We start from the raw sequence: 24200 nt of genomic DNA, 5'->3' as shown, positions 1-24200 counted from the left end.
TAAATTCACTGCCTAACGAATCATATGCGTAAATGTCGGAAAGTAATACAATTAAGTCGACAACTTGGGGAGATCTCAACTTTATTGAATAACCAACTGTGGCTTATTAGCACCATTTTCACTCGTGTTCAGTGTCGTGTATTTGCCTGCACTCTCCTGCAGTTCGATGGATACAATCTTATCTCCCGCAATTTGAGCTTGCACATAGGATGTAATATCAATTTCATAATAAGCATTTGTCGCATTCATAGCGATGCTGCCAGCTGCACTTCCAATCGCAGGCTTATTGTTCCACGTCAATGCAGCTTCCGTCCAGCTATCTGTTGTTTGATAAGCCGTCACCGTCGTATTCGCTGATGCGCTGCCGTAAATGCGAAGTTTTGCGCTCGAAGCGCTGGAAATACTGCTCAAATCAAACTTCACATACACAACCCGGTTTGATCCTGACGATGTCTTGAGGAACATGGTTGTATCGTTGCCATAGTTGGTGGTGGGATTGCTTTCGTGCACATACGCATCATCCGTAGGATTCAACGTAGCCGCAGTGCTACCGCTCAGCGTCGTCGAGCTCGCTGTATTACTTGCCGCTGAAGCATTGCCCACTGCATCCTTCGCTCGAACATAGTAGCTATACGCCGTGCTTGCCGTCAAGCCTGTATCCGTTGTCGATGTTCCTGTTACCGTCTTCAAAAACGTGCCGCCACGGTACACATCGTATCCCGTTACGCCTACGTTGTCCGTGGATGCCGTCCAGCTCAAGTTAATCTGACTGCTTGAGGCTGCTGTTGCCGTCAGCCCTGCTGGCACGGTTGGTGCTTGCGTGTCTGTCCCTCCGGTACACGAGTTTGTTGCCGTTCCGCTTCCTAGCAAGGAGCTGCCCGTAAAGCTCAAGCAAGCATATACGCCCTTATTTGGCGCTTGCGAGAAATCGACGGTCTCATTTTGCCCCCATGTCGAAATAAAAGTCCCTGTGGGCTTCTGTAAATGCGTCCACTGCGTGCCATCCCAACCGATTTGGTAGATGGTGTTCGCATTATTGTATGGGGCAAAAGGGACATAGGCACCGCCTTTCGTCAACTGCTTAGACATCGTATTGTTAAAAAATACGTTCTGCTCTCCCGTACCGCCAGACCATTTGGAAGCGTGTGGGCCTGCGCCGTACCATATCGGATACCACGTACCCTCCAGCATATCTTGGCCGCCTTCCCCCTCCCCCCAAGAGCTATGTTCGAAAGGGATGCTGATCGTGTTTTGCTCAATTAAATTGTGACGCTCCCAGCCTCCGTGCAGGTTCATGTCAGCACTTAGTGCGTTCCCTTGAATCACATTGCCGGTAGCCGACCATTGCAAGGTCAGATGTCGAACACGATCAATGGTGTTATTGGTGATCTTGGAATCGTACAATTTGGAACCACGAACGTAACCATGACCGCCTTTTCCTTTGTTCCATGCTCCAAAAATAATGTTATTCGTAATCTCCATATTCTTTGCAAATTCCGTCACGATCGGATGAGAACCCGTCATGTAGGTTCGAATCCCTTTGACCCAGCCATCCTGTGCAAATTTGAACAAAATACCATGAACCGCGTACTCTAGTGCTTCATTTTTATATTTGAGTCCCACTCCGCCTGGATTGGTAACTGCATCGTAGTCATTAGCATTAATGAGACCATTGTAAGGCGTATACGAAATATCTTGTGTAAAATAAAAATCCTCAAATCCCACGCCCTTTACAGCGGTAACCTTCATGACTTTACTATAATACGTCGAATTGGAACCGCCAGGGTCTGCTGGAAGCTGCCCACTGTTGCTAAAAGGGACATCAAACTCAAGCGGTTTATCTATCGTCAAATTATCACCACTGACACTGACAACCTTGAACATTTGCGTACGCATATGGCCGTTGAAGCGATAAGCTTGCGGTGCCTGCATCCCATCATAAAAAGCAACCGTATTGGCCGCCCCAACATAAATCGTGTCTCCAGCCGCGAACTGAGAGCCTTTGCCTGAAGCAACCTTCACTACCAAGCTCCCTTTGGTGCCACCGCCTGCTGAGGCAACTCTTTGTCCCGTTAACCAGTGAAAGTTCACACTTCCCTCATAGGTTGTATCCCCTGAGTCTTTGGCGCGATCTTCCACGCGGAAGGCTGCATATCCAGGCCACATTTTGCCATCGATGAGTGGAGCCCCTGGATTAGCCGGATCTTCCGAGTACGTCGCAGCTGGCTTGAACACGATCTTCGTACCCGTTGTCGGATTATTCCCTGCACCACGAAGCGTAATGAAGCTCGCATCTACACGAATTTGCTTGTTGAGGTCGATTTGACCAGCAGGCAACTTCAGAATCGCTCGATTGGTATCGCTCACAACACTGCCATTCACTGTCAACGTGCCGCTGCGAATATCATTAATCACTTGCTGCAGAGCATTTGAGTCGTCGACGCCATCGTTGGCTGTAATACCCTTGGTCGTTAAATCAATCAACGTGCCGCCTGTCGGCAGTGCCTGACCACCTTTATACCCCGCTGTCGTCCAGTTGGGTAAAGTCGGGTCTACTGCAGCTAATGCAGGTGTAATTCCAAGTGATGCTGAGACGAGTAAAGAAGCTAGTGTTGATTGGAAGAGCAGCTTGCTTGGCTTTGATATACGCATGCTTGATTTCCTCCTATAGGTACCGTTTCTTTAAAAAAACAGCAAAGTAGCTTTCATCTTCCCTCCTTTACACGGATTAGCGTCAAGGCATGTAATGAGCTTCGTCTACATCAAGCGTAGCACGTTTGTAAGCGCTGTTATAGGCGCTTATTGCTTAATTGTTGCACGCTATTGCTATTTTTTAGGGTTTTTACATGCGTGAGGCAGAGAGAGTGGCAGAGATACTCGAATTCTTCGAGTATCTCTGCCTTTTTCTACCTCGCGAGACCGAGATACTCGAATTCTTCGAGTATCTCTGCCTTTTTCTGCCGCGCGAGACCGAGTTACTCGAATTTTTCGTGTATCTCTGCCTTTTTTCAACTCGCGAGACCGAGATACTCGAATTCTTCGAGTATCTCTGCCTTATTCTCTCGCGCGTGCTCGAGTTACTCGAATTTTTCGAGTATCTCTTCACTTTTCTGCCGCGCGAGACCGAGTTACTCGAATTCTTCGAGTATCTCTTCACTTTTCTGCCGTGCGAGACTGAGTTACTCGAATTTTCCGAGTATCTCTTCCCTTCGCCGCGCGAGCTCGCACTCAATTGGGGACGTACCCTCCCCAATACAAAAAAACCGTTCAAGTCTAATTCACCTTGAACGGTTCCACGCTTTTCCCCTCCCGAAACTCAGAGGGAGTCCGATTCGTAATCGTTTTGAACACCCGATTAAAATGTCTAATATTCGTAAATCCGGTAGAATCCGAGATTGCTTGAATCTTTTCATCGGAATAGAGCAGCAGCGATTTTGCCTTCTCAATCCGTTTCTCTGTCAAAAAGTCAATGAATGACTTCCCTTGTTTACTTTTAAACAAGCTACTTAAATAAGACGGACTGAGATAAACAATTTCAGCCATCGTATTCAAGGTGATGGATTCCGCATAATGCTCCTCGACGTAACGCACCACGATTTCGACGGGGCTGGTTACGATCTTTTTCTTGCGATTTCCGATGCAGATCGTGAGATCACCCAGCAGCTTCTGACAGCGCTCAATCAACTCTTTACTGGACGAATAGGAGTAAATGTCTACCAAGACCTGCTTCACATCCGTGTTTTGCAGCCACATCTTCACAACGGCCAAATTCACGGCCAACTCGTAGAAATGCAGCAGCATTTTACAAATTTGTTGGTGAATCATTTCAGGATCTTTCCACTCTTGGCAAAGCTTCGTCACGTAAAGACTGGCTTGCTGCTGTACATTCGCTAAGTCCCCTTCTTGGACGAATTGATTTAAGGAATGCCAATCGGCAGCGTGCCAATCATGCTTTTCCATCGTCATCTCCGCAACAATTTCGTTGGACAGCAAGCGATCTCCACCAATAACCAAGCGGTACAACAACGCTAATCCAGCCTCTTTATAAGACTTGGAAATAGCTTCCAAATCTTTCGCAGGACTGCCTAACCCGAATGTCAGTGTAAAATTAGACTGTACCCGAATATCTTTCCGAATTCGATTCGTTAGCTTCTCCATATCCGAATTGATGGTAGCCGTGCCTGCATGATTAATCAATGCGACAACTTCCGTGTCGTGGTGAATGAATACATACCCATTGAAACTCTCATTAAGACTCTCTTGAATAAACTGCTGAATATAGATGGAAAAAAGTGATGGATTCAACTGATAATAACGCTCATCTGTCACTGAATCCCGATCCAATTTGGCGATTAAACAACTAATATACGAATGCGGAAAATGTATCCCAACATTCTCCAGCAACTCCGTCTCTTCGTGATGTACATTCCCTGTGAGAAGCCCCGCAAGCACATGCTGCCGCATCTGATTCTGAACCTGCTGATCCATGCCATGCGTTTTATTCGGTCTTTTCTCGGTTATCCACTCTTCCTGCAGCTTTGCAAGCAAGGCATACAGTTCCTCCCGCCCAAAAGGTTTCATTAAGTAATCCTTCGCACCCAACCGCAAGGATTCTCGCGCATATTGAAAATCGTTATAACCGCTCATCACTACACACGAAATGTGAGGATAGCGCTCTTTCACAATATATTGAAGCTGAATTCCATCGATCCTCGGCATCTTAATATCAGTAATAATGAAATCAGGCTGCAGTTCCTCGAGCTTCTCTAATGCCTCAGCACCATCCCTCGCTTCATCAATCACATGCCATTCACTTTGCATATCCCCAATCATCAACCGTATCCCTTTGCGAAATATGGTTTCGTCGTCCACGATTAAGATACTAGGCATCTTTCATCCTCCCTTCGTGATCACCTTCGATGAGCGGTAAAGTTAATGAAATCGTCGTACCTTGCTTGAGACTACTCTCGATGGTCACACCATACTGATTCCCGTACCGTAAGGCGATTCTACGATGTACATTCATTAATCCTGTCCCGCCTGTTCCTTCTTCGGTTGTCGTCATCTGGAACTTCCGATCCTTCAGAGTCTGTAATTGCTGGGCACTCATCCCTGCGCCATCATCTTGAATTTGGATCAACATCTGATGATCCTGCTTTTTCCCAAATAAGCTGATCGTTCCGTAGCCGTTGCCTTTATCAATCCCATGAACAATACTGTTCTCGACAATCGGTTGTAAAATAAATCGAATCACCGAATAGCTCAGCAACTCAGGCTCTATGCAAACGTTGAACTTTATTTTATCCTCAAAACGAATTTGTTGAATCGCCATATAACCCGTCACATGCTCTAATTCCAAATGTAAAGGGACTTGACTCTGATGACTATTGATACTATATCGAAGCAGCTTGCTGAGATGATTCGTCATTTTCACAACTTCTTTATTGCCTTGAATTTCCGCATACATACTAATCGAACCAAGCGTGTTGTATAAAAAATGAGGATTAATTTGACTCTGAAGAGCCGAAATTTGTGCATTTTTCTCTCGAATCTCCGACTCGTACAACCGGTATCCCAGATCACTAAGCTTCGAAACCATGATGTTAAAAGATTGACTTAACTGTCCAATTTCATCTCGGCTATGAATAGGAATGGAAACTGCAAGATCGCCTACTACAACCTTTTTCATGAGATTACGTAACTCACTGATCGGATTGGTGATCCGAAGGGCAAATAACGTGAAAATAATGATCGCCATCAGCAAGCACACCGCACCGATTAGAATAATATAATTCCGCACATACACCGTGTCCTGAAGCAAAATAGCCAAAGGAACCATCTCGATCATGGTCCAACCCGTTAAAGGTGACGTATAGTAGGATACCAACTCGAAGTCGTTATTTTGCTTATAGACAACAGTCCCCATCCCTTTGAACTGCTTGATTTGCTCCGCATCTGGGCCGGTCAGCGTGCTTTTATAAATCATGGAACCGTCATTATCCACGATCATGATATTTTTCTTATCATTCGAGATCGCTTCTATTTTATTTCGAATCACATTTTTATCCACATCGAGAACGAGATAGGCCAGCACGGCCCCCGTATCCACACTCCGAATTTTCCTTGCAAAAGAATATACCTGACTTGTCGTTCCTAATCCATTCTTGTTAAATGTGCCTAGATATACGACTTTGCCCGTTTGGGAAACCTTGTCGTACCAGACTTCCTTCTTCACATCACGCATCGTATAATTGGCCTGTTCTTCCGTTATGGCCGTATACACATTACCGCCTCTGGTGCGATATAACGTCAAGCCCGAAATGTCCACACGTCCATTGGCAAAAACACGCTTCGCGAAATCCTCAATCGTTACACGATCATTAAATGAGAGATTCTCATTTGCCTTCTCGGTAACTTCCAAATATTTCATAATCTGAGGAGATTGATAAGGCAATAGTGTCAATAAATTAAGCTCATTTAAATACGTATCAATATTAGCAGTGAGCTCTTTCACTACGTCCATCTGATATTTGCCTGTATTCTTCTGAATGGAGGCTGAATAGCTTGTAAAGGTTAAATAGCTGGCAATGCCTAATGGAACCGCTATGAAAATAGCACTCATCACAATTAACTTTATGGCAATAGGCAAATCTTTCAACCCTTGCATCCTATTGTTGAGGTGTATTTTGCTGGATTTGAAGATTGATATTAATGATCTTTTGCGCATTTTGCAGCACCTCTTGCGGCGTGATTTGTCCCGCCATCATCTTCTCGAACTCACGCACAAGCTCATCGTTAATCGAACCCTGCCGCGGTTGATTTGGGAAATATTTCACATCATCTGCGGCACTGGCATAATCCGGACGGTATTTCAGTTTTTGGAACTCTTCCGAAGCGACCGCTTTTTTCACGGCAGGGATATGTCCAGCCTTCGCCCAGCTCGCGCCGTGAGCGGCTACCCAATTCGCAAATTTGATCGCTGCTAATTGCTTTTGTTTATCCGGTTTTTCATGAAACGGAAGTGAAAACGTATGCGAATCCCCCCAGGCTGCAGGGTGATCATAGATTTGTGGGATTTTGGTCACCCCGAAGTGTAAATCTGGTGCTTTCTCTAACGTTCCCGTTCCCCAGACCCCCGAAATTAACGTCGCCGCATTGCCCTTTGCGAAGCTTTGAATCTGATCATTAATGTTAGGCAAAATGAGCTTCTTCGTGTAGAGCGAGTTGACGAATTCCAACGATTTCAATGCAGATGGATTGTCAATCGCAGCCGCCTTCCCATCATCGGTATAAAATCTACCGCCATCCTGTTTCATTTGGTTATAGAAAGAGAACCAGATCCAGAACGAGTCAATCCGAACATTGGGTTCTGCTAATGGTGTAATATTCTGCGGTACACTTGCGCGTATCTTCTCTAGAAACGCTAAATAACCTGCCTCGCCTTCTGCCATAATCGGTTTTTCTTTCTCATCCAATAGACCGGCGACTCTCAGCCAATCCTTGTTGTAATACATCACTTCCAAGTGTGTATCCAGCGGGATCCCGAGATGTTTATTATCAGCCACAGTACTTTGTAGAATGGTTGGGTTAAAATCGTCCCAATGGACGCCAGCTTCGATCGCTAGCGCATTCAAGTCCGTTAAAAATCCCGCTGGTGCATACTGCGAATACTTGGCCGAGTGAACAATCGCAATATCAGGCGCTTCCTCCGTCACAATTGCTGTGGACAGCTTTGTATAATAATCACCTGAATTATTATTAATCTGCTCTATTTTTACATGATCCGTATTTTCATTGTTATATTGCTGAATGAGCTCCGCCATAAATTGCCCATCCCCACCGCTAAATGGTGTCCAAAAGGTAATTCGCAGCTTACTAGCCGCTTGCTCCTCGGGTGCCACGTTCGTCTGCGGATTATCACAGCCTACCGTACACAGGCTCAACATGAGAAGAAAACATATCGCTTTCGCTGCTTTCCTACCTGGTTGTTGTCTTCTGCTCAAGTGAAACCCCTCCTGCCATCAAACTATGCCTTCATTATACAAACTTAAGCTGAGGCAAGCCAATGACCTATTTCCGTTAGTCATGGACATATTTTTGGATTTCTAGACAAAAGAAACTGAAATGCCCATTGCGGGCATTTCAGTTTCTTTTCGGAGAAAATTAGAGCGTTACTGAAAAGATTCGCTATCGCGGATGCAGCTACACGCAGTAAGCGTGTTTTTCACCGCTACAGCGCGCACATTCGATCTCGCGGATGCGGCTACTCGCTGCAAGCGTGTTTTTCACCGCTACAGCGAGCGCATTCCATCTCGTCGCTGCGGCTACACGCTGTAAGCGCGTGTTTTTCACCGCTACAGCCATGTTACTCCCCGCCTGGCACCGCGACTGGCACGCCCTCCGCAATCGGCGTACCGAAATTCGGCGTACCATCCTTATTCCACTGAAACGGCTGCATACGCACGTTGCGATTCCAGCCGGATCCTTGCGTCTTGGCCGCATGGTACAAGATCCAGTCTTCTTTGCCATCCAACGACTTCACAAACGAGTTATGCCCAGGTCCGTAAACCTGCTCCGTTTTCGAAAACACAGCTTTTTCTCCCTTTTTCCAAGCAGCCGGATTCAGAACATCACTGCTCATCTCCGCGCTCAGCATGCCTAGACAGTAGTCGTCGGTCCAACTCCCGCTAGCCGAGTAAATCACAAAAATCCGTTCCTCATGCAGCAAGACCTGCGGTCCTTCATTAATCGTCGGATTACCGACCAACTCCCAATCGAAGGTTGGACGCGAGATTTCAACAGGCTTTCCGCTAATTGTGTACGGATTGCTCATCGGTGCAATGTAGAGGTGTTGACTCACGTTAACGGCCCCCTCCCAGCCTGACCAGATGAAATAAAGCGATCCATCCTTCTTCTGCAGCGTAGTCCCGTCAATTGCCCAGCGCCCAGCTGTATCCATCATTCCTTTATCAACGTAAGCACCAAGCGGATCATCCGTTACGGATTCGAGCACGAACATGCGGTGGTTCTCATTCTTGCCGTCATCGGCTGCATAATAGATGTACCATTTTCCAGCAATAAAATGTAATTCAGGCGCCCAAATATTGGACGTATTCGGTCCAGAAACTGGCGGGAACCAGACGTCCTTATATTCGGCTTCAGCCAGCCCAGTCAGCGTCTTCGATTTCCACACACGGATGGAATTTCCTGTTGTATGTGTGTAATAGTAAGTGCCATCCTTACTAGTCACCCAGGGATCCGCACCATTATCGATAATCGGATTGGTAAATGTTTTGACTTCCTTTGTCGGTGAAACAACGTTATTGGTTTCCTTCACTTGAGTCTCCACAGCTCCCTTCGTACACCCGGCTAACAATACCAAACTTAAACAAATCACCGTACATTTCCGTATGAATAAACTCACCTTTACCTATTCACCTCGCCTCACATCTTTACCTCTATTGCTTGACCCCAGTTGCCGTAATCGATTGAATAAATTGTCTCTGACCAATGAGGAAGATAATCAGTGTCGGGATCGTCGATAGCGTCGCTAGTGCCATTAATTTGCCATACGACTGTGTAAAGCTGCCTGTTGCCATAACCGCCACCCCTGCTGTCAGGGTTCGCATTTCGAGGTCTGTAACCGTAAAGAAAGGCCATACATAGTCATTAAAAACACCCATAAATGTGAAAATAGCCAGTGTCGTTACAATAGAAATAGAAGATGGCATCAAAACCGATGTAAATACTTGCCATTTATTGGCCCCGTCAATCCGTGCCGCCTCAATAATCTCATTGGGAAATGATTGAAAAAATTGAATTAACATGAACACGCCGAGCGCCCCACCCGAGTATGGCAAAATGAGCACATAATACGTATTAATCAGATTGAAATTACTGAAATTCAAATATTGAGGTAAGAAGGAAATAATGCCCGGAACCATCATCGATCCAACGAAAAGGGCAAATAGCGTTCTTTTAAAAGGAATATCCAGCTTCGCTAACGCGTAAGCAGCCATTGCATCCAGTAGAATGACTAGGAATGTCGCGGCAAAGCCTACGAAAAAGGAGTTAAACATCCAACGGAAAATCGGAACCTCTACAGCTCCACCAACAAAAATAGTATGGAAATTGTCCCATGTAAACTCTTGTGGAAATAAATGAAAAACAGGTGACATGACTTCAATATCCGTCTTAAATGAATTGGAAAACATCCATAAGATCGGCAATATGAAAATGATTCCTAGTACGGAAGCAATCAGCACATAAAAGATTTTCAGTGATTTCAACGTCCTCTACTCCTTCCGGCTCGTGACTTTGAATTGAATAACAGACACGATCATGATCGTTAACCCCATGAGAATCGCCATCGCAGATGCGGACCCGATTTCTCTCGCTGTATAGGCGGTTTGCAAAATCCCCATCAATAGCACTTTGGTCTCATCCCCTGCGTTACTCATCAGATTAGGCTGAGCGAAGACATTATAAGAGGCAATTGTTGAGGTAATCAAAACAAAAATAAGAACAGGTCTAATGAAAGGAAGCGTAATTCCCTTCAGTCGATCCCAACCGTTTGCACCATCAATTTTGGCTGCTTCATAGAGATCCTCAGGCACACCATTCAGCGCATTTACGAAAATAATCATGTTGAAGCCGATCGTCCACCATAAGGTTGCAATAACAAGAGCAAACCACACGAAAGGTGTGTCCAACAACCATGGAACAGGATCGAACTCCCGAATGCCTACTTTGGCTAATAGGAGGTTGAAGAATCCGCCTGTCACGTCGAACATTCGCTTCCAAATCACCGCCATAACGGTAGCGGAAACGGCATATGGAATGAAATAAATCGAACGGAAAAGGGAGCGTAATTTTGTTGGGAGCGCATTTAACAAAAGAGCAAATCCAAGCCCAACGATGACTAAAAAAGGTACTGAAAACACGACGAATTTCAATGTTGCCTTCATTCCGATGAAAAATAAATCATTCTCTTGCGTTCCGCTCGTAAATATTTTGCGGTAGTTGTCGAGTCCCACGAATGGATGCACAGGATCCAGCAGGTTGTATTGCTTTAAGCTAATAATGAACCCATAAATGATGGGGATCAGTGTAAAAGCTAAGAAAGCAATCAGATAAGGTAATATGAATAAGCTTGATGTCAGCTTTGATTTCCAATGTGATGGGGTAGGCACTTGATTCCCTCCTCTTCTTTAAAAGGGAAGACGGGTACTGGGTACCCGCCTTTCCATGATGATAAGCTATGGTTACTTCTTCATGGCTGCTGTTGATTTGGCTGCTGCATCATCAAGCGCAGCTTTTGGTTCTTTTTTACCTTGAAGCGCATTTGCTAGCTCGCTCCAGATACTGTCGGAAATCGGACCCCAATTTAATACTTTTGGTGCAAATTTCACATACTCAAATTCCTTCGCTACTTCGGTTTGCTGCTGTGTCATGGCTTGGAAAGCTGCGCTGTCGCGAACAACTTTGGAAGCTACGGCTTGACCAGACTCTGCCCAGTCAATGGAATTCGCATTCACATATTTCAAGAAATCACCTACACCGGCAAGTACATTCGCGTCTGTCGTTCCTTTTGGAATAACAAAGTTATGGGACCCGCCGAACACGGCTTGTTTAACTGTACCAAGTTGTGGAACTGGAGCTACACCATAGTTAATTTTCGCTTTATCAAAGGCATCTTTCGACCAAGGACCATTAAAGTGCATCGCACTTTTCCCTTGTTGGAACAGGTTGAAATCGCCATCTGCTGCAACGGTTGGAGGTGAAACTTTCATCGTTGTTAGGCTTCTCATAAAAGTAACCGCTTCTACACCTGCTGGTGAGTTGTAGGCAATGTTACCTTTATCGTCTAAGAAATCGCCGCCATTTTGGAATAAAATAGTTGGGAACAAGAAGTTTTGGATCCAGAAGGTTGGCATTGCTGCTCCCCAAACGCCTTTGGAAGCATCGGTTAACTTAACTGCAGCATCAACAAACTCTTGACGGTTCGTTGGTACCTTCGTAATACCGGCAGCTTTAAACAAATCTTTGTTGTAGTACATGACTAGTGGATGAATATCGAGTGGAATGCTGTACCAGTTATTGTCTTTTGTCGAGTATTCCACGGTTGCTGGAGGAAAGTTGCTTTTCTCAACGCCAACCGCTTTAGCAATGGCATCCAAAGGTTGCAGCTGATCCTTCGCAATGTAGGTAGGCGTTTGGTCAAGATGCATGATCGCGACGTCAGGAACACCTTTTTTCGTAGCAATGGCTGTATCAAGCAGCTTGTAGTAGTCGCCATTCGGTTGAATGGTCATTTTCACCGTATATTTGTCTTGTGATTTATTGTAGTTATCGACGATTTTCTTCATGAATGGACCATCATTCCCCGAGAACGGGTTCCAGAAGTTAACGGTTATTTTCTCGCCACTTTTGACAGGCTCAGGCGCTTTCGTTGCCGTTGCTGCTTGTGAAGCTGCTGGAGAAGCTGCAGCCGGTGAAGTCTCTGCTGTTTTCGTTGAGGAACATCCCGCTAAAACCAAAGCCATCGACAAACCTGCTGCACCCATCAAGTGTAAGTTTTTCATTTTTCTCATCGTTGTAATCTCCCTTCAATTTTAAACACAATTTGTACTTGCTTACTTCGTTGAATTTGTGTCAAAATTGTAGTGAGCTGTGAATTTCAATCGAAATTCATTCTCACTACCGAGAGCGATTCTAAGGAGTTCCCACGCCAATGGACCTTAGATCGCTCTTTCCTTTGCTTGCCATCCCCGTACCTTCATGAATTGTCTGGTATATAAGTGAATTCGAATGCTTTATACCTCCTTGATTCGATGTTTTAACCACAATTTAACTATAAGGTTTTACAGAAAGCGTTACCATGACGATATTCATGAACCATTGGACATATTTTCAGGAAAATGGTTACGAGTTAAGGATGACAATTTGTTACAATGGGAGTATCGTTCAAGAGAGTAGTTGACTGCCGAAAGAGGAGTGTACACGATGGATTTCATGAAGAAATATGTGAGAAAGCACTGGAAACTGTTTCTAGTGGCTGTTTTTTTTGTCATGCTGGAAGCGCTTGCGGATTTGTTGCAACCGACTATTATGTCTCACATTTTGGATGTCGGTGTTGCGGAGAAACGACTTGATTATGTTCTTAAAATGGGCGGCATCATGCTAATGATTACAGCTTTTGGTGCAGTCGCAGCATCAATGCGAAATATTGTCGCCAGCCATGTTTCACAAAAATTCGGCACTGAGCTTAGAGCCGATTTATTCGCAAAAATGCAATCTCTCTCTTTTACCAATATTGAGCGATTTGAACGGGCTTCCTTAATTACGCGCCTAACGAATGATGTAACTCAAGTTCAAAATTTTGTGAATGGACTCATGCGTATCTTTGTAAAAGCGCCTCTCCTCTGTATCGGAAGTCTAATTATGGCAGTAAGACTGAATATGCACTTGGCTGTCGTCCTACTGATCGTAGTCCCTATCGTTGGTATACTCGTAGCCCTGAACTTGAAAGTCGGATTTGCCCGTTACGTTAACGTTCAGAAAGCGCTAGACGGTGTAAATCGCGTCATTAGAGAGTATTTATCTGGTGTACGCGTGGTTAAAGCTTTTAATCGTTTCGATCATGAAGCCGATAAGTTTCAGAAGACCAATATCGAGTATCAAGACAAATCCATCCAAGTGACGAGGCTGTTGGCCATCTTTAACCCCTCCATTCTGCTCACGGTCAATTTTGGAATTGTTGCTGTGCTTTGGCTCGGATCTTGGCGGGTGAATCAACACCAGATGCAGGTTGGGCATATCGTAGCGTTCGTCAACTATATGACACAGATTTTGTTTGCTTTGCTAACCATTTCAATGGTCTTTAATATGTTCGTTCGAGCGAAAGCATCCGCTACTCGGATTGGTGAAGTGTTCAATCAGTTGAATGAAATGACTTGGGATGATAAAGCGGAACTTCCTGCTCATCGCCCAGGCGGCCGAATTGACTTCGCGAATGTGTCGTTTGCCTATGAGGGAGCTGCTGGAGAACCTGTACTGAAACAGATTAACTTAACCTGCCTCCCTGGCGAAACCGTTGGCATTATAGGCTCCACCGGATCTGGGAAAAGCAGCCTTGTAAGTCTTGTTCCCCGGTTCTATGACGCAAGCTCTGGCGAGATCCGTGTGGATGGTGTGAACATCCGTCAATTAGACCCTGCCAAACTGCGAGATCGCATTGCCATTGTGCCACAGAATACGATTCTGTTCAGCGGCACGATTGAAGAGAATTTACACTGGGGCAATGAGCATGCGACACGTGAAGAGATTGAACAAGCTGCGACTATGGCGCAAGCGCATAGCTTTATTGTTGGTTTCCCCGAAGGTTATGGCACCCGACTAGGACAAAAAGGTGTGAACTTATCCGGCGGACAAAAACAACGACTATCGATTGCACGTGCACTCGTGAGGAAGCCAGACATCCTAATCCTAGATGATTGTACGAGCGCGCTCGACACAGCAACTGAGACCGAAATCAAAAAATCGCTCAAAGTCTTTGCTTCTGGCGTTACTTGTTTAATCATTGCCCAGCGCATAACCTCTGTCATGGATGCGGATAAAATCGTCGTAATGGACGATGGTGAAATTGTAGGCATCGGTACACACGAGATGTTACTAGAAAGCTGTAAAGTCTATGTGGAAATATGTCAATCCCAATTCGGAAAGGAGCTGCCTCATCATGTCAAAGCCGAATGAAAGCTCTCGTCAACAAGCACCTGATGTTCCGATGATTACGGGGCCGATGGCTCGAGGAGGTGGACGAGCTCCGACGGTAAAACCCAAAAACTTTAAAGGCACCTTGCTTCGGCTCTGGTCTTATTTAGGGACAGAACGCAAATGGCTGACCATCGTCTTTCTTTTTATCTTAGCAGACTCAGCTTTAACCTTAGCAGGCCCTTATCTCATTGGTGTTGCCATTGATGCCATGGCCGGGGGACAAGTGAACTATCGTGTCTTCGATGTGGTGATGATAGTTCTCATTAGCACTTACATTGCTGATGGCGGGCTTACCTTCCTCCAAAGCTGGGTCATGGCAGGACTTGCCCAACGTGTTGTAAAGCGCCTTCGCCAAACCATGTTTGCCAAGCTCCAGAAGCTGCCGCTTTCTTTCTTCGATGGACGTACGCATGGAGATATCATGAGCCGGCTGTCGAATGACATTGACAACGTAAGCAATTCGATCTCACAATCAACAACACAATTGATGTCAGGCTCCATTGCCATTGTCGGTTCTTTAATCATGATGCTAGTTCTAAGTCCCACACTAACGCTCGCCAGTCTCATTACCGTTCCACTCGTATTCCTGTTAGCTAGAACCATCACCAAACGTACTCGTGTCCTATTTAAAGAACAACAAGCACAACTTGGCAAGCTAAATGGACATATTGAGGAAACCATCTCGGGTCTTCTTGTTGTCAAAGCCTTCAATCGTGAGAGGAAAACGGTTCTTGAATTTAACGAAGTGAATGGCCGCTTATATGAGGTTGGCTTGAAGGCGCAAATCTGGTCTGGATTTTTGATGCCACTGCTAAGTGTCATCAATAATATTGGCTTTTCCGCCGTAGCGATCGTCGGCGGTGTGTTGGCGGTGAAAGGGCACATAACTGTCGGTGTCATTGCAAGTTTTCTAAGCTATTCACGACAATTCGTAAGACCATTGAATGAGATTGCGAACACGTATAACGTCCTGCAATCCGGTGTGGCTGGGGCAGAGCGTGCATTTGAGGTACTAGATGAAGCTGAGGAAGTGGAGGACGAACCAGGAGCGGTTGAGCTGGATAAACCGATTGGCCAAGTGATCTTCCAGGATGTGACGTTCGGTTATCGACCCGATATGCCGATTCTTAATCAGGTCAGCTTCGAGACCCCAGCAGGCAGCAGCCTTGCCCTTGTCGGTCCGACAGGAGCTGGGAAGACGACTATCGTCAATCTGGTGACCCGCTTCTATGACGCGACAAGCGGTACAATCTTGATTGACGGCAGAGATATCAAATCGTATACCCGCAACAGTCTTCGCCGCAGCTTTGGGATCGTGCTGCAAGATACGTATCTGTTCTCCGGCACGATTAAAGAGAACATCAAGTACGGCAATCCTGAGGCGACGGATGCGGAAGTACTTGCCGCAGCGAAGCTCGCGAATGCAGATGCGTTCATCAGCCGGCTGCCCAAACGCTTTGAGACGCTGCTTTCCGAGAACGGCGGGAATTTAAGCCAAGGTCAGCGCCAATTGCTGGCGATTGCCCGCGTTATTCTGGCAGATCCCTCTATTCTCATTCTCGATGAGGCAACTAGCTCTATCGATACGCGGACTGAGCTGCACATTCAAGAAGCCCTCCTCTCGATCATGAAGGGCCGTACAAGCTTTATCATTGCGCATCGTTTGAATACCATACGAAATGCCGATACAATCATGGTTATTTCTCGCGGAGAGATTGCGGAGCAAGGCGATCACAATGCTCTAATGAGTCAGCAAGGCACGTATTATCGGATGTTTTCCAATCAGTTTGTCACACAGAGCAATACGCCAGAATAGCAGATAACCCCGGCTGGTTTACTTAGCCGGGGTTTCTTAATTTTACAATTTGAGAACCATTAAATCCTCATCAAAATACTGCCCATTGTACTTTAAAGCATGATACTCCACACCATACACTTCAAAACCAAGCGACTTGTAAAGCTTCTTCGCTGACTCATTATCCGACATGACCATTAAGTTAATCTGCTCGACCCCTTCAAACAACTTTGCCCGACGAATAAGCTCAAGCATAAGCAATTTCCCCAAGCCTTGTCCACGACCTTCTTCAGCCACAAACATCCCGAATACATTGCCCTTATGCGCGCTTTTCTGACCGCTCTCTCGTACAAACGTTACGGTTCCAGCTAGTAAATCCTGATCATGAAATGCCCCAAGAACAAACTTCTCCTTCGTTGGCTTTATACGCTCAACTACCGTTTCCAACGAAAATTGCACCTCTCGCTCGTAAGTGGAGCCAAAAGCTTCTGGATTGACTTGTAAAGCGCGTAATCTTAAAGCTTGATATAAGGCAGCATCCTGTTCATCCAAAATACGAATATGCACTGATTTTCCTCCCTATTACAAAGCTGCGGTTGACATCCATCCACCAAAAAGACCAGTCGTATAAAATCTAGTTATATTCGTAAATCCAGCTTCTGTCAATAGTTTTTCTATGTGCTCATCAGATAGGAACGAAAGGCTCATAAGCGCTTTATTCACCATTTCATCCACTGAAGAGGCTTCGTCTCCAGCATCCAACCAGAAACTTTTCCAAATGTGTAATCTGTTCTGCAGCTCTTTACTGTCTCGGTCCCCGAATGCGCTCACAAGTACAAATGGTGCGCCTGGTTTCAAATGCGCATTAATCGTTCTAAGCAATTTCAATTTCTCTTGAACATCCGGGATAAAATGAAGAACTAAGATACAGCTTGCCGCGTCGAACTTCTCGTCAGTCGCGGGCAATTCATCAATCGTTCCATGAATGAGGTTAACGCGGTTTTCCAAGCGGAGTTGATTCGCTTTATATTGTGCGATTTTCAACATTTCTTCCGAGATGTCGATGCCTGTAAAAGACCATGCTGGGTTCGCAGGTCCCCATGCGGTAAGTTCATTTCCACCACCAGCGCCAATGACCAATAAGGATGCGTCTCCCCCATCCAATTGTACGCGGAAATAGGACTGAATCATGGCAAATAACGCATCATAAGATGGTATCGAGATTCGAGCTTTCGTATCGTACATATGCGACCTATTCGCGTTGTGTGTGTTTTCGTTATTCATTGATCTTCATCTCCATTCTTTGATTATACTTACATTGAAACATACATGGATTAATTAGATGCTTTGTGCCAATCTTCCATGAGAAGTTCACCGTTGATGCACATTCCCGCTACCGCGCCTAAGGAAGCCGCCATAATGACTTGATACATTTCAGTTGCAGCATCACCTGCACTATAGACACCGGGCACACTCGTTTTGCCCATAGAATCCACAACGACCGATTCCGATTCCGTCATATCACAACTGAGCAATTGCGGAAGGTTAGAACCGATGACAAGTTTGGGACCAAAGAATATTCCCGTACACGGAATGAGCGTCCCATCTTCTAACTCAACATGCTGGACGTTTCCTTCCATCGAAGCGATGTTCCTAATTGGCGAGTCAAATATGGGAACGTTGTGTTGCATGAGTTCCTCTTTCTCGGCTTGCGTCATTTCATTTGGTCCATTCGTGCAAATCGTAAATTGACTCGTCCAGCCAGTAATCATTTTCGCTAAATGAAGCGCTCTGGCGCCATTGACGATCAGCACGAGTTCTTGATCTCGGAGTTCCCAACCATCACAATACGGACATACAAATGCACTCTTACCGTATACCTCGGCCAAACCGTTAATAGGCAGGGGAACGTCTTTTTTGCCAATTGCAAAAAGCACCTTCTTGCATGGATAACTCAATCCTTGAGCTGTATGAATGTTAAATTCACTATCGCTGCCCGAAATCGATATAGCCATATCGTCTACAAAGGAGACAGTAGGATACGCACGAATCTGCTCTTTGGCGATCTGCCGAAATTCACTTGGCGCAATACCATCTCTCGTAAGAAAACCGTGGGATTCACGAGTAACTTGATTGCGCGGACGCCCTTCATCAATAACAATCACCTTTTTTCTTGCTCTGCCCAATACTAGAGCTGCATTCAGACCTGCTGGTCCCCCACCGATAATGACACAATCGTACTTCATTATGTTTTCCTCACTTCCTCATCTCATCGGAGACTTAATAGACTCTTAATATCCTTAATATACTTAAAAAAAGGACGGATCTACTCCGTCTTATGCCCTGGCACCAAATCGGCTATTTTCTTACTTGCCAAATAATGCTCCAACTGTCGTTCAGCTTCCATTACAACCTGCTGAATCTGACATTCAGTTCCATGATCAAAGCTGCATTCGAACAAAGAAGCAGTCCCTTCGATAGCACGAATGATATCGAGAAATGAAATCTCCTCTTGCTTTCGCTTGACTCGATAGCCGCCGTTAGCCCCAGGCGAAGAGTGAATTAATCCGGCCTTAACAAGCTTCGTCATTAATTTAGATAAATATGTTTGGGAAACACTCAACTTCTCAGCAAGCAACTGCACACCGACAGGTTTGTCTGGCGCTGATGCTTCCAAGAAGAGCATAGCATGAAGGGCGTAGTCGGTCGCCTGTGAATATTTCATCTCGCACCTCCATTAAGGACTTTATGAGTCTATAATAGCGTTGATTCATTAGATTAGCAAGTTTTTTTATTTAACTTCGATGACAAAAATATAACTGGAACTTCCTCGCCGCCAATTGGCGTAAATGCTGTACGTATAGACGCCTTTCTCTTTGGGAACGATTAGTTCACTATTCTTGACTTGGACGCCCTCAAATGTTCCAGTAGCATTAGCACTAGTCCATTTCATTGCGCCTAAGGTATCTCGCTTAGGTTTATTTCTAAATGTGATTTTTATTGGGGATTGAGCTGGGACAACTTCAGGTATAAGGTTCTGATATTTTACTATGTCTGGTGGCGACGGCATATCCGAACACGTCCCTTTTCCGAATCCACTCCAACAATAAGAGCCTTGTGCGAAATTAATTTTAGTTTTTCCTGCCATAATAGTCGGTCTAGGAGGTTCCATTCTAAACAGATCACTTATTAAATAGGCTCCTAGGAAAAAGGCAACAATTACAATCATCAAGGTTAATCGCTTCTTCATACCAGCCCCCCTAATCACTGTATGGCTAACTCCGAAAGCTCGCAGATGACTTATTTAAATCACGAAGGCACATCCACTGAAAATGTTTGCTTCCAGACGATCCGCTCACCTACACGAAGAACAGCGTTCAGCTGATGAAATCCAGGAAGCAAGGTCCGAGAAGCATGGAGCTGATACCATACCATGGCTACTTGCGCTTCCGTCCCGATTCTCTCTTGCCGCGCAATTGAACGGTCGGCAGAATCATCGTCTGCCTCTTCGATTGTTAACATCGCAGGCAATCGCATATTATTTATCGGTAGACTCCACGCCTCATAAAGCCAAGCCTGCAACTCAATTTTCTTATCTGTGCTGACCGCTGGGAAGTTGGCGAGCTCGACCTCATAGTCTTTTTCGATTAATGAATAATATTCTGGATTTCGCGAACTTTCTTGCGATAAGCCAAACAAATTGCGCAGGTCTTCCAAGTTCAAATACCACTCACGGTCCGAATCTTGAGGGGGCTCTTTAAGCTGTACTTTTTTCTCAAAAACATGGTGCCAGTAAATTTGGACTTCTGATTGGCCTGCTTGGAGTACAAACGTATAATCCCCTTTGGAAATGGAAAGCGAATGCGTGATAGTATCTGATTTCGACTCGTAACGAAGTGCTTTGGCAAGCTGAATGACAGATAGATAATCGGTACCCTTCTCTGAGTGATAGCCAATCTTGTTCTGACCGAACAGTGTCAGATCTTCACCTTTTGGAATAATCATCACATACCCGAGATTTCGCTCATTATAGGTGATCTGAAGTGTAGCTTCCGGATCTTGTATCCTGTCGTCCGGTGAAATCGTGATCCAGACATCCCCATCGGCCGTATGAATTTTAATCCACTTATTTCCTGAAGGTTCATCCCAATATGCGATCGCTGTTACCGTTTGTGGTGTCAGATTGGGCTTTTCCTCTGCAAAATTCACTCCAGGATAACGAAACGGCGATTTTACGCCAGACAGCTTCATCTTCCATTGGATAGGAACAGCTTGTTCCGGCTCAGCTCGACGTTTATTTACCCAGCCGATCGTGCCATCTGACGTTCTGACATGGTACCAAGTCCCATTGAACGGATCTTGTATCGTTTCAAATGCGCTTACTGTAACACCTTTTAATACACCAAGTTCTTGGTTTTCTGTCGACCATACATCAGACAAAAGAGGTGTTTCTACTTTCAATTCGAGTTTCTCATTCGTATCTGTGATGAACGATCCTGTGCCACGCACCCATCGATCTCCCTCTGGCGTACGAACAAGAAAACTACGATCATATACGGTCGTTAATTCGGAAATAATTTCATAATCACCATTCATTAACTTACCTACGGCAAGATGACTGACACCGGCGTTATGATCATTATCTTGAAGCGCGGTACCGACTTCGGGGTAGTAGGGCTCATCGTTATAGTGTGTACGTTGAGATTTCGGATGCACGGTGCTAATTCTGTTGATTGGCATATGGGCCCACAGATCGCCAAGCCATGTTGTGTGAATCTGCACCCAAGCTTTACCGCTCCGGCTGTCGCCGACGAACCATTTATCCTCCATATCAACGACTTCCACGAGTTGAGGTGATAAAGAAGCAACGGATGCTGCTTTGTCATTCTGACTTCGGTAGAGTTGCGTCACTTCCGTCAGCAGAATTGAATCCGGCTGCGAAATGCTAATGTCCCACATTAAAGGACGAACCCACCTTGGACCGTACATCGTCTCGATCTGCCACTGGGAGCCACTGCTTACGGACCAAGTAGCTTCTCCCTTAAGAACATGCACGGATTGCGGTGCAAAGACACCTTCCGCTTTATCCTGAGGATCATCCGGGTTCGCATAGTAGGGCGTGTCTTTCAGAAGCTCAATCGTATCGGGTATCCGTAGACCTTCTGGAACTTGCGATCCACCGTACACAGTCCAATTCGCCATATTTTGTAAGGTGATCTCGGCTGCCTTTGAAGTTTGCGGGAGGAGGATTCCCCCACATAATGAGGCGAATATAATTAGTGAAGCTAATAAGGCGATAGGGCGTTTTCTGCTATGCTTAATGATCGACACCTCCTTAGCGTCATGCATGCCACAAGTCTAATTGCCTCTAAACTGCTCTTCTGCGAAACGATAAAACGCTAAAGCTTCCTCGCTGCTAGCGAATCCGGCTTGGGCCATTTTATCGCTGCCACCACCTTTGCCTTGGAAATTCCCCAAATTGGTTTTGAAATAGGCTCCGCAAGCACTCGAATAGTTCCCACTATGCGCTAATACAACCTTGTTCTCCATCGTTGTTACAAATAAGATCGGCAAATCGGTTCGTGATGCTAATTTTGTTGCTAAGCTCTGCATGTCTTTTAAGGATTTATCGACGAACTGTTGTGAAATGACATCCTTACTTTCAGCCAAAAGTCCGTCAGCCAGATAATCATCAAGCTTCTCTTTTAGCACATTGAGTTCCGTTTGAACCTGCTTGTGGTCATGTTCCCACTTCTCAATACGATCCATAATCTCATCTTTACCCGTGTTGAATTTGGCGGATAACGTGCCTAGAATTCTGACATTCTCGTTAAACTCAGCTAATGCGCGGAATCCACAGAGGAAGTAAATACGTGTATTTTCTTTCTGTTTCTCCGTTTTCAACAGCTTAATCATCCCGATTTCACCGGTCGATTTAACGTGCGTACCACCGCATGCATTATACTCGATATCAGCGATCTCAACGATACGGATGTTCTTCGTCACTTTCGGTTGTTTGACTAGCGGCAGCTGCGCCAACTTCTCAGGACTAACGAAATAGCTGGTAATCGCTCGATTCTCGTAAATGTTACGGTTAACTTCGAACTCTATGGCTGCCAACTTTCTCGGCTCCAAGTCGAGCGTCTCCACATCAATCGTGCAGTAGTCGGTCCCAAGATGAAAACTCACCGTATTCGCTTCAAATAGATCTCTACATACAGCCGAAAGCAGATGCTGCCCGCTATGCTGCTGCATATGATCAAATCTAAGCTGCCAATCGATTTGGCAAGTCGCACTTAGGCCATCTGGCATTCTGTCTAGCTTATGGAAGACTTCGTCCTCCTCCAGGATTACGTCCAAGACAGGAATCCCGTTGATTTTACCAGCATCACAGGGTTGCCCACCTCCATGCGGATAAAATGCAGTCTCCTCCAAGAGGACATAACTGCCATCCTCTCGTTCAATCTTTTCGCGGATCGTCGTTTGCCATTCCTTCGTATAAGCTGAATCATAGTATAGCTTTTTCGTCATGTTGTTCGTTGTCCTCTCCGTTCTTATGCTTTACTATCGTGGAACAATCGTTTCATTATGATGTAGTTTTTGCCGCCTTTTGCGAATATCGTTTCTGTCTCGATGAATCCAAACTTCTTATAATAGGTAGCTTTTTCTACCCTGGCATTGCAATAAATCCGTCTCACTCCAGCTTTTATCGCATCTTCCAGCATCACTTGCAGCAGTTGTGTGCCATAGCCCTTCTTCTGCTCTGTTACCAAAGTAGCAAACTTCCGAAACTGCGCTTCTTCACCTTCAATAAAAAGTGAAACCACTGAGACAAGCTGTTCTCCTACAAAGAGTCCATAATGCGTGCCTGTGTCATCTTCTTCCAGCTTAACGTAATCCAAGTCCTTGTCAGGCCACATGACTTGATGCCGAAGCTGCCAGGCTTTTTCTTTAGGTATCGTTTTGATTTCCATTTGATCAACTCCATCCGTTGCTTACATCTCAAGATACCCCGATATGCTTTACTATGGATAAATCTTCTCCCCATTTTCCAGCATCAAAATAAATTCTTGTATTCGCTTCACACGTGTTTCTTGCTTCTTCGCTGTATGAATTCGGAACGTGATGGCATATTGGTTCTGCCGATCCAGCGTATCATAGAAGGCTTTCGCTTCACGATTTCTTTCTAATTCTAAAGCAAAATCTGCTGGCAAGGAGGCATTACTCTGCGCTTCGTAGGCTTTGTCCCACTGTCCATTCTTCTTGGCAGCCTCAATCGCCTTCAAGCCGGAAGGCTTCATTCTCCCACTTGCAATCAGAAGCTCAGCCTTGTCTTTATTCACTTTGGACCAAATGCTTCTAACACCACGCGGCGTAAAGCGTTGAAGCCATGAATGCTCGTCTGCTTTTTCTTTCTGACTATCAATCCAACCATAGCACAACGCACTCTCAAGTGCCTGATCATAAGAAACTGATTTCATGCGACCACCCTTCTTTGCGATCTGCAATCGAATACCTGGTGAAGAGTTATGATGAAGCGCAAGCCAATTTTCAAAAGCAAGTTGATCCTCAAAATGCATCTGTGGCAATTCGTTTTTCGTGTTCAATCTATCGCCTCCTAGTCATCGTG

General features: G+C 45.3%; 20 protein-coding genes. 3 read left to right on the top strand and 17 right to left on the bottom strand.

The window, feature by feature from the left end:
- Positions 1-81 precede the first annotated feature (81 nt).
- Positions 82-2652, bottom strand: a complete 2571-nt coding sequence (locus tag J2736_RS05380; protein ID WP_310224185.1) for a CBM96 family carbohydrate-binding protein — start codon at positions 2650-2652, stop codon at positions 82-84.
- Positions 2653-2864: 212 nt separating this feature from the next.
- On the opposite strand from J2736_RS05380, the gene J2736_RS05375 reads away from it, so the two are divergent.
- Complete coding sequence (locus J2736_RS05375) at positions 2865-3287, top strand: hypothetical protein (protein ID WP_310224183.1); 423 nt, start codon at positions 2865-2867, stop codon at positions 3285-3287.
- Here J2736_RS05375 and J2736_RS05370 read toward each other — a convergent pair.
- The 7 genes from J2736_RS05370 to J2736_RS05340 form a co-directional block, all read right to left on the bottom strand.
- Positions 3274-4890 carry a response regulator gene (locus tag J2736_RS05370; protein ID WP_310224181.1) on the bottom strand — a complete coding sequence of 539 codons (1617 nt, stop codon included), beginning with the start codon at positions 4888-4890 and terminating at the stop codon, positions 3274-3276. The two genes, J2736_RS05375 and J2736_RS05370, sit on opposite strands and share 14 nt — an antisense overlap.
- A complete protein-coding gene (locus J2736_RS05365; protein WP_463675854.1) occupies positions 4883-6667 on the bottom strand; it encodes a cache domain-containing sensor histidine kinase in 1785 nt (594 codons plus the stop codon). The genes J2736_RS05370 and J2736_RS05365 overlap by 8 nt, the downstream gene beginning before the upstream one ends.
- Before the next feature lies 1 nt (position 6668).
- Positions 6669-8003, bottom strand: a complete 1335-nt coding sequence (locus J2736_RS05360; RefSeq protein WP_310224176.1) for an ABC transporter substrate-binding protein — start codon at positions 8001-8003, stop codon at positions 6669-6671.
- Positions 8004-8365: 362 nt separating this feature from the next.
- The gene (locus tag J2736_RS05355) at positions 8366-9424 is read right to left on the bottom strand and encodes a glycoside hydrolase family 43 protein (protein ID WP_310224174.1); all 1059 of its coding nucleotides are present in this window, start codon (positions 9422-9424) and stop codon (positions 8366-8368) included.
- 34 nt (positions 9425-9458) lie between these two features.
- On the bottom strand, positions 9459-10289 hold the full coding sequence (locus J2736_RS05350; RefSeq protein ID WP_310224173.1) for a carbohydrate ABC transporter permease: 831 nt from the start codon (positions 10287-10289) through the stop codon (positions 9459-9461).
- Positions 10290-10295: 6 nt separating this feature from the next.
- Positions 10296-11192, bottom strand: a complete 897-nt coding sequence (locus J2736_RS05345) for a carbohydrate ABC transporter permease (protein WP_310224171.1) — start codon at positions 11190-11192, stop codon at positions 10296-10298.
- Between the two features lie 72 nt (positions 11193-11264).
- A complete protein-coding gene (locus J2736_RS05340; RefSeq protein ID WP_310224169.1) occupies positions 11265-12593 on the bottom strand; it encodes an ABC transporter substrate-binding protein in 1329 nt (442 codons plus the stop codon).
- A 412-nt stretch (positions 12594-13005) separates the two neighbouring features.
- Here J2736_RS05340 and J2736_RS05335 point away from each other — a divergent pair, with 412 nt between their 5' ends.
- Entirely contained in the window at positions 13006-14754 is a 1749-nt protein-coding gene (locus J2736_RS05335) for an ABC transporter ATP-binding protein (RefSeq protein ID WP_310224167.1), read from the top strand.
- Positions 14738-16591 carry an ABC transporter ATP-binding protein gene (locus J2736_RS05330; protein WP_397340160.1) on the top strand — a complete coding sequence of 618 codons (1854 nt, stop codon included), beginning with the start codon at positions 14738-14740 and terminating at the stop codon, positions 16589-16591. Before J2736_RS05335 ends, J2736_RS05330 begins: the two co-directional genes overlap by 17 nt.
- A gap of 42 nt (positions 16592-16633) precedes the next feature.
- On the opposite strand, the gene J2736_RS05325 is transcribed toward J2736_RS05330, so the two are convergent.
- From J2736_RS05325 to J2736_RS05285, 9 genes are all read right to left on the bottom strand, one after another.
- Positions 16634-17137, bottom strand: a complete 504-nt coding sequence (locus J2736_RS05325) for a GNAT family N-acetyltransferase (RefSeq protein ID WP_310224165.1) — start codon at positions 17135-17137, stop codon at positions 16634-16636.
- A 15-nt stretch (positions 17138-17152) separates the two neighbouring features.
- Positions 17153-17854: a class I SAM-dependent methyltransferase gene (locus J2736_RS05320; RefSeq protein WP_310224163.1), complete on the bottom strand. Its 702-nt coding sequence runs from the start codon at positions 17852-17854 to the stop codon at positions 17153-17155.
- Positions 17855-17904: 50 nt separating this feature from the next.
- Positions 17905-18816: an NAD(P)/FAD-dependent oxidoreductase gene (locus J2736_RS05315; protein ID WP_310224162.1), complete on the bottom strand. Its 912-nt coding sequence runs from the start codon at positions 18814-18816 to the stop codon at positions 17905-17907.
- An 80-nt stretch (positions 18817-18896) separates the two neighbouring features.
- The gene (locus tag J2736_RS05310; protein WP_310224161.1) at positions 18897-19295 is read right to left on the bottom strand and encodes an RrF2 family transcriptional regulator; all 399 of its coding nucleotides are present in this window, start codon (positions 19293-19295) and stop codon (positions 18897-18899) included.
- Between the two features lie 66 nt (positions 19296-19361).
- Entirely contained in the window at positions 19362-19820 is a 459-nt protein-coding gene (locus J2736_RS05305) for a hypothetical protein (protein ID WP_310224160.1), read from the bottom strand.
- A gap of 59 nt (positions 19821-19879) precedes the next feature.
- The gene (locus tag J2736_RS05300) at positions 19880-21772 is read right to left on the bottom strand and encodes an SH3-like domain-containing protein (RefSeq protein ID WP_310224159.1); all 1893 of its coding nucleotides are present in this window, start codon (positions 21770-21772) and stop codon (positions 19880-19882) included.
- A 156-nt stretch (positions 21773-21928) separates the two neighbouring features.
- On the bottom strand, positions 21929-23101 hold the full coding sequence (locus tag J2736_RS05295) for an alanyl-tRNA editing protein (protein ID WP_310224158.1): 1173 nt from the start codon (positions 23099-23101) through the stop codon (positions 21929-21931).
- A gap of 23 nt (positions 23102-23124) precedes the next feature.
- Positions 23125-23544 carry a GNAT family N-acetyltransferase gene (locus tag J2736_RS05290; protein WP_310224157.1) on the bottom strand — a complete coding sequence of 140 codons (420 nt, stop codon included), beginning with the start codon at positions 23542-23544 and terminating at the stop codon, positions 23125-23127.
- Positions 23545-23595: 51 nt separating this feature from the next.
- Positions 23596-24177 (bottom strand): YdeI/OmpD-associated family protein, encoded by a 582-nt coding sequence (locus tag J2736_RS05285; RefSeq protein WP_310224156.1) that lies wholly within the window; start codon positions 24175-24177, stop codon positions 23596-23598.
- Between the last annotated feature and the right edge of the window lie 23 nt (positions 24178-24200).

The sequence above is a fragment of the Paenibacillus qinlingensis genome, from assembly GCF_031455095.1.
Lineage (GTDB): Bacteria > Bacillota > Bacilli > Paenibacillales > NBRC-103111 > Paenibacillus_E > Paenibacillus_E qinlingensis_A.
The sequence above is the reverse complement of the archived record's forward strand: the minus strand, read 5'-3'. Positions and strand labels throughout refer to the sequence as shown.